The sequence below is a fragment of the Micrococcus sp. GbtcB5 genome (assembly GCF_019091605.1).
GTDB classification, from domain to species: Bacteria; Actinomycetota; Actinomycetes; order Actinomycetales; family Micrococcaceae; genus Micrococcus; species Micrococcus luteus.
In genome coordinates, this window is record NZ_JAGXJK010000024.1 from 23728 (window position 1) to 31490 (window position 7763).

Below are 7763 nucleotides of genomic sequence, written 5' to 3' on the forward strand. Positions count from 1 at the left end.
CCGCGACGGCCACGCCACGTATCATTGGATTCCGACCCCGTCGTCAGGAGAAGAGCCCGTGCCCCAGCCCATCGCCGTCGGCGCCGTCCTGGGCGGCCGCTATCGCATCACCCAGCACGTGGTGACGTCCGCGGACCAGGACATGGTGTTCCTGGGCACGGACCAGGTGCTCAACCGCCGCGTCACCGTGCTCGTGGCCTCCCGTGAGAACGCCACGCAGGTGGCCTCGTCCGCGCGGGAGCTGGCCACGGGCGAGCGCAACGACGACGTGCAGGTGCTCGACCTGGGGCTGTCCGAGGGCCGCACGTACCTGATCGCCGGCGGGGACCCCGACCCGGACGTCCTGCTGGGTCTGGCGTACCCGCAGGAGCTGTACGTGGAGCCGTTCCAGACGGACAGCCTCGGCTCCGAGCTGTTCGGCGAGTCGCGGACCGGAGACCCCCACGCCTACGACGACGACGAGGCGTACTACACCGACCTCGACCGCCGGCTCCGCGCGGACGAGGACGAGGCCCAGCGTCGTCCCGGGTTCCTGAACCGCCTCTCCGAGCGCCTCGCCGAGCGGGTCCGTCCCTCCGACGGCACCGCGGCGAAGGCGGCCGCCGGGGCGTCGGCCCTGGCCGCGGCGGACGCCGCCACCCGGAAGCAGCAGGAGGAGCGCGAGCGCGCGGAGCGGGAGGCCGCCGAGCGTGCAGAACGCGAGCGCAAGGAGGCCGAGGAGAAGGCACGCGCCGAACGGGAGGCCGCGGAGCGGGCCGAGCGGGAGCGCAAGGAAGCCGCCGAACGCGCAGAACGCGAACGTCGGGAGGCGGAGGAGCGTGCCGAGGAGGAGCGCCGCGCCGAGGCCGAGCGCGCCCGTCGCCAGGCGGAGCAGGAGGCTGAGGAGCGGGCCGCGCGCGAGCGGGAGGCCGAGCAGGCCCGGCTGGCCGCGGAGCGGGAGGAGGCCGAGCGCCGCGAGCTCGAGCGCCGGGCCGAGGCCCGCCGTCGTGCCGAGGAGGAGCGCGCCCGGGAGGCCGAGCGGCGCGAAGCTGAGAAGCGCGAGGCCCAGGAACGCGAGGCCGCGGAGCGCGAGGCCCAGGAACGCGAGGCCGCGGAGCGCGAGGCCCAGGCGGGCACCGCCGCACTCCCGGCTGTCGCGGCGGGGGCCGCCGCCGCGCAGGCCACCGACGCCGATGCCGACGGGGCCACGCCGCCCACCGAGCCCGTCGAGCCCGTCGAGTCCGTGGCGGCCGAGAAGACCGACCCGCCGGAGCCGGTCGCCCCGGACACCGAGGCGATCCCGGTGCGGCGCCAGCGCCCCGTCCCCCGCCGAGCGATCGTGGCCGAGTCCGCGCCGCCCGTCCACGAGGAGTCCCGCAGCACGGCCGCGCCGGTGGCTGCCGGGACCGCAACGGGGGCCACCGCGGCGGCTGCCGGTTCGACGTCCGCCGCCGCGGCTCCGGATGCCCTGGCCGCCCCGGCCACCACCGGGGGCGACGACGGCGCCACGGTGGCCGACCCGGGCGACGGCAACGGCCGCACGCGCGGCGGCGGTCCGCTGGCCCTGCTCCTCGTGCTCGGCCTGCTGGCCGCACTCGTCGTGGGCGGGGTGCTGCTGGCCCAGAACCTGCGCGGCGGGCCGGCCCCGCAGGCCGCGGCCGCGTCGTCCGAGTCTGCGTCGTCCGAGTCCGCATCGGACACCCCGTCGCCGTCGGAGAGCACCAGCCCCTCCCCCACCCCGACCAGCGAGAGCGCCGCGGCCGCCCCGCAGCCCGTCCAGGCTCTGCGCTCGGTGCCGGACCTGCCGGAGCACGAGGCCGAGCACGACGCGGACCTGAGCAACCTCATCGACGGCGACCCCACCACCGTGTGGCGCACCTTCGCCTACGCACGGCCGAACTTCGGCGGCTATGTGGAGAGCATGAACCTCGTGGTCCAGCTCGAGGAGCGCACCGAGGTGAACGAGGTGACCCTGCAGAGCACGGGGGCCACCGGTGGCGCCTGGTTCGCCTACATCGCCGACTCCCCCGAGGGCGCGAACGCCAAGGAGATCGGCAACGGCACCTTCGACCAGGACACCGTCTCCATCCCCGTGCCCTTCGAGGGCGCCGAGGCCGAGGCCGAGTACGTGATCGTCAGCCTCACCTCGCTGCCCCAGCTGGAGGGCACGACGTCGGACCTCCCGTTCGGCCTGCGCCTCGGCGAGATCGCCGTCCGCTGACCCCGCGCCCAGGCGACGGCGCGCCGGACCTTCCGGCCGCCGTCGCCGGACGTCGCTGCACCGCGGCCCGACACCGCGGAATACCCGCCCGTGGCTCCGCCGTTGTCCTGGAGGAGCGCCCACCACCCCGATCCCCTGGAGGAACCCGTGGCCCCCACCGCCCAGGACCCGAGCGTCCACAACGTCGTGATCGTCGGATCCGGCCCCGCCGGATACACCGCGGCGATCTACACCGCCCGCGCCGACCTCTCCCCCGTCCTCGTGGCCGGGGCGGTGACCGCGGGCGGCGAGCTGATGAACACCACCGAGGTGGAGAACTTCCCGGGCTTCCCGGAGGGTGTGCAGGGGCCCGAGCTGATGGCGAACCTCGAGGCCCAGGCCCGCCGGTTCAACACGGAGGTGGTCTACGACGACGTCGTGCAGGCCGACCTGACGTCGAACCCCAAGGTGCTCACGCTCGGCGACGGCACCCAGCTGCGCACCCACGCGGTCATCCTCACGACCGGCTCCGCCTACCGGAAGCTCGGCGTTCCCGGCGAGGAGCGCCTCTCCGGCCACGGCGTCAGCTGGTGCGCCACGTGCGACGGCTTCTTCTTCCGCGAGCAGGAGATCGCGGTCGTGGGCGGCGGCGACTCCGCCATGGAGGAGGCCCTGTTCCTCACGAAGTTCGCGTCCAAGGTGACCGTGCTGGTCCGCAAGGACGAGCTGCGCGCCTCCAAGGTGATGGCCCACCGTGCCATGGAGAACGAGAAGATCGAGTTCCGCTGGAACACCGAGGTCACGGAGGTGACGGGTGACGACAAGGTCAACACCCTCCGCCTGCGGGACACCGGCACCGGCGAGGCGTCCACGCTGGACGTGACCGGCCTGTTCGTGGCCATCGGCCAGGACCCGCGCACGGACCTGGTGCAGGGCCAGGTGGAGCTCACGGAGCACGGCACCATCCGCATCGACCATCCGTCCTCGCGGACCTCCCAGCCGGGCGTCTTCGCCGCCGGCGACGTCACGGACCACACCTACCGCCAGGCCATCACCGCCGCCGGCTCGGGCTGCGTGGCCGCCCAGGACGTGGAGCACTACCTCGCGACCGTGGCCGACGTGGAGGAGGCCGCGCCGGCCGGCCCGGAGTCGGACGCGGTTCCGGCATGAGCCACTGACTCATCACCCCTGACAGAGCGTCATGAGTCATGTCGATAACACCCCTGTCCACCCCCGTCAGACACAGAACAACCCCCAGGAGGCTGCCATGAGCACCATCACCGTCACCGACGCCGACTTCGACCAGAAGGTCCTCCAGTCCGAGCTGCCCGTCCTCGTGGACTTCTGGGCCGAGTGGTGCGGCCCGTGCCGCATGCTCGGGCCCGTCCTGGAGGACATGGCCGTGGAGCACGAGGGCAAGGCCGTGATCGCCAAGCTCAACGTGGACGAGAACCCGGCCATCGCCGCGCGCTACGGCGTCACCTCCATCCCGCTCGTCGTGGGCTTCCAGAACGGCGAGAAGGTCGTCGAGTCCGTGGGCGCCAAGCCCAAGGCCGCGCTGGAGAAGGAGTTCTCGGCCCTGCTCGGCTGAGCCCCTCCCCCACTCACCACGACGGCCCCGCCACCCGAGAGGGTGGCGGGGCCGTCGCGCGTCGATCTTCAGGACCAGCGGCGGGTGCCCGTGGACGCCGTCCGCGGGAGGTCCGGATCAGGACTTCTTGCCCTTCCCCTTGCCGTCCTCGCCGTCCTGAATGAGGTCCATGATGCGGTTCAGGTCCTCCACGGTGGTGAAGTCGATGGCGATGCGGCCCTTGCGCGCGCCGAGGGTGATCTTCACGGCGGTGTCCAGGCGGCTGGTGAGCGCGGTGGCGTAGTGGTCCAGGCGCTCGTGGCGGGCGTCGTCCGTGCTGCGCCGCGGCGTGCGGCCCGGCCGGAGGCCGCCCTGCAACTGTGCGACAGCCTCCTCGGTGGCCCGGACGGACAAGCCCTCCGACTGGATCCGCTGCGCCAGACGCTCCATGTCCGACGGGTCCGTGAGACCGAGCAGCGCGCGAGCATGACCGGCCGAGAGCGTGCCGGCGGCGACGCGGCGCTGCACGAGGGGCGGCAGCTTGAGCAGGCGCAGCGTGTTGGAGATCTGCGGACGGGAACGGCCGATGCGCTGGGAGAGCTCTTCCTGCGTGCAGGCGAAGTCCTCCATGAGCTGCTGGTAGGCGGCGGCCTCTTCGAGCGGGTTCAGCTGGGAGCGGTGCAGGTTCTCCAGCAGGGCGTCCCGCAGGAGGTCCTGGTCCGGAGTCTGGCGGACGATCGCCGGGATGGTGTTCAGGCCGACCTTCTGGGTGGCGCGCCACCGGCGCTCGCCCATGATCAGCTCATAGGGGGTGGGGCCGTCCACCTCGCGCACGACGATCGGCTGCAGGATGCCGACTTCGCGGATCGAGGTGACCAGTTCCGCCATGTGGTCCTCGTCGAACACCTCACGCGGCTGCCGCGGGTTCGGGTGGATGTCCCCCACAGGGATCTCCCGCAGGACCGCGATGTCCGCGGACACGGTCCCCTCAGTCGTGGCGGAGTCAGTGGTTGTGTCCACCGGTTCCTTCCTCGACGACGTCGCGGAGGCGGCACGCTTGCTGGGCGCCTTCACCGTCGGCATGGCCGGGCGCCCCTTGGTCGGCCGCGCCGCAGGTGCCTCCTCGGAGTCTGCGGAGAAGAACACGTCGACGGGACGCTGCGCGGGTCGCGAGGCACGCTTCGACGAGGTGGGCCCTGCCTTCGTGGCGGACGTGGTGTTCCGGCCAGTCGCAGCCGTTGATTTCCCGGCCTGTGTCGTTCGGCCCGCGGTCTTCCGCTGCGAGGCCGACGGGGCGGGCTCGTTGGACTCCCCTGGCGTCTCGGTCGTCGCGGTGCTCCGCGTCGATGTCGTGGTGGCCTCCGCTGCCGCGGCAGTCTTCGGGCCGCTCTTCACCGGCACCGCAGAGTCCTTCGGGGAGGAGGCCTCGGCGTTCTCTTCCGGGGCTTCTACAGTGCTCTGGATCAGGGCGCCGAGGCCTCGCCCCAGGCCTCCTCGACGGCTCGTCTTCAACGGGTCCTCCTGCAGTGAGTGGGTCTGCGATCAGTGTAGGTGAGCGGCCTGGTCTCGATGGTCCCGGGCGGCGGGAAGACACTTCTCAAGGTGCTCTGGCCCTGACCGCCGGGGGGCGCGCGAGGGCCTGACACGTGCAAGGGGCGCGGCGAGGTTCTGGCCTCGGTTCTGGGGTGAGACGTCCGTATTGGGCCCGGATGGCAGGATGTGGGCGCGCGGACAGCACCTGCCGCGAGCGTGAGTGTTTCACGTGGAACACTCCGAGTGGGGGCGCTTCGGAAGGGTGCCGCTGCAATCCTCAAGACCTCCTCGTGTTCCCTCTCGAGGTTCACTCGTTTCACATGAAACGCGAGCCCGCGTCGACGAGCGGGCGGTATCAGAATCACGGTTGTTCAGTTTGTTTTTCATGTACTCCCGGGCCGATCAGCCCTCCGTGCGGACGGTACTCAGATCGCTGGCTACCCGCATGATGATGTGCCTCATCGGGTGCGCAATGGCGGACCAGCAGCGAAGCACTCGTCCCACTCCCCCGCGGTGCGATGTGAACACTCGAATCACCGAACGGATGAGCTCGGCCTGCTCGTCGCTTCGCCGTCAGTGCTTCCTCACACCCACGCAGCTCACGAATTGAACGCTGCTTCACCATCCGCGTTTCACGTGAAACACGGACGAGTCTGTCATCCAAGTACGACATGAGTTCGGGTGGGCCACGTGCTAGCTCACCCGCAAGTCAGTGCCACATTCCTGCGCCATTCTCAGTCAGCTCGCTCCCGGCACGGATCGTGTGCTCCCTGGATCGCCTGGGATTGTGACCTCGCGGCACGGCGCTTTCACCCGAAGCTCGTTTCACGTGAAACGTATCGTTCGAAGATTCGACCGTGCGCTCATCCATGGAAGCTCGCCCACCAGCGGGTCGCACCCCGAGGCCGGCGTGCGCAGGGTCCTCTATATCTTGAGAGGTTCAGACTTGCCGCGTCGCTGATGGTACTGGCTCGATCTAGTGAGCCCCGATCACCGGTCGTTCAGTTTCACGTGAAACGGCTGGGAGGGAACGCCGGGTCGCGGGTCGCATGTCGGGGCAGCGAGCATCCACTTCCGCCGTTGACAGTACTGCTCGATGTGGTCGCCGATGTCACGGGCGGCAGTACAGTGACGCGGCCGGCGCTCCACCCCACCCACTGACTCCATCCGTCCTGTCAGCTGAGGCCGCCCATCAAAGTTTCAGGACCGCCTCGTGGGGAAACTGGGTCTTCAATGCCTCCATCCGCGTACAGCTGCGGTCAGGGATCGACGCTAGGTGAGCGCGGAACCACCGTGTTTCACGTGAAACCCCCGGCGACCGGCCGATTACTCGACGCCCTGGTTCCCACGTCGCTGCAAGACAGAACCACACGGCCCGCCCCATCCCGCACGGAGCCGCCGCGGGCTTCCCGGGGGGCCTCCACCGCAGTCACCATTCACACGCCGTCCCCGTGCCCAGTCGTCAGACGCAACAGGAGACTGAGCAGGGCTCATCAGCACCGCAGAGGCATCTACGGCCGCACACCCTAGACGTACACTGTCCACAGATGTTGTCCACATATCAACATCGACGTTCGCTGGTGACCACGTCAAGACGCTTGTTGGCCAGCTCAACCACTTGTCTCTGTATACATTGGGGGCACACGACCGCGCTTCCTCACTGGAGGCTCTCTTTCTCCGCACACAGGAATGCACAGCCGAACTGACCTTCAGGCGCCCCCAATCGGCCCCTCCAACTCAGACGAATCACAGGAGACCACCTCGCCGCTCACGTGCCCTCTCGGACACGCTGACTGACAGACCGGCCGCGCACCCCCGCGACGGCACTCTGACTCGTGCTCCGCTCTGGCCCCCGATTCCCTGCACGTCACCGACGGCGAGGAGGTCTGACGTGGGGGGAGGGGGCACCCAGCCACGGCACCCGGCCTGCTCGACGGCTGCATTCTCGGGGCTGCCACGAGCCCGCCTGAGGGGCAGGGACGGGCCATGCCCTGCACGTCCGCACCAGCCGGCCAGGACGTTCCCTACGAACCGCGCAGCTCCCGAGGCGCACCTCAACGCACGGTGCACCGCCGGCCGGCCATCACAGCCGCGGTCCCGCTCCAGGGCAAAACCGTCCTCCCCGTGACTTCGTGCGTCGCCGCCCCTGCTACCCCCACGCCCGGCGACAGATGCGCCCCGCCCACAACGGAGCGGCAGAGGGCTCGGGCCAGGGGAGGAGAGGGGAGCGCGTCAGACGGAAGCGGTCTACCACGGGCACCCCTCCCCATCGTCCCGCCGCGGCGGCACCACGCTCGCACCCTCAGAGAAGGTCGTTTCACGTGAAACACGAACTTCCGATATGCCCAGCGCTTCCGCTTGTCTTTCCCCCCCCCCCCCCCCCCCCCCCCCCCCCATCTTCCGGGCCACGCCCCCTCACGACGAAGCCCGCGGGGGGATCGCCCCCCCGGGCGCGCTTCGTCGTCGTCAGCAGCGCCACCC

The 7763-nt window shown here is 70.7% G+C and carries 4 protein-coding genes; 3 read left to right on the plus strand and 1 reads right to left on the minus strand.

Going from position 1 to position 7763, the window contains the following annotated elements; translation table 11 throughout:
• The first annotated feature begins 58 nt into the window (after positions 1-58).
• From KVS67_RS09370 to trxA, 3 genes are all read left to right on the plus strand, one after another.
• Positions 59-2200: a hypothetical protein gene (locus KVS67_RS09370; protein WP_145950743.1), complete on the plus strand. Its 2142-nt coding sequence runs from the start codon at positions 59-61 to the stop codon at positions 2198-2200.
• Positions 2201-2347: 147 nt separating this feature from the next.
• The gene (gene trxB / locus KVS67_RS09375; RefSeq protein ID WP_063188531.1) at positions 2348-3349 is read left to right on the plus strand and encodes a thioredoxin-disulfide reductase; all 1002 of its coding nucleotides are present in this window, start codon (positions 2348-2350) and stop codon (positions 3347-3349) included.
• 31 nt (positions 3350-3380) lie between these two features.
• A complete protein-coding gene (trxA, locus tag KVS67_RS09380; protein ID WP_002857810.1) occupies positions 3381-3770 on the plus strand; it encodes a thioredoxin in 390 nt (129 codons plus the stop codon).
• Between the two features lie 117 nt (positions 3771-3887).
• Here the strand turns inward: trxA and KVS67_RS09385 are convergent, their stop codons facing one another.
• Entirely contained in the window at positions 3888-5261 is a 1374-nt protein-coding gene (locus KVS67_RS09385) for a ParB/RepB/Spo0J family partition protein (protein ID WP_082836622.1), read from the minus strand.
• Between the last annotated feature and the right edge of the window lie 2502 nt (positions 5262-7763).

Coding starts and splice junctions, on each gene's coding strand:
- trxA (WP_002857810.1), top strand. CDS start 3,381: ATGAGTCATGTCGATAACACCCCTGTCCACCCCCGTCAGACACAGAAC.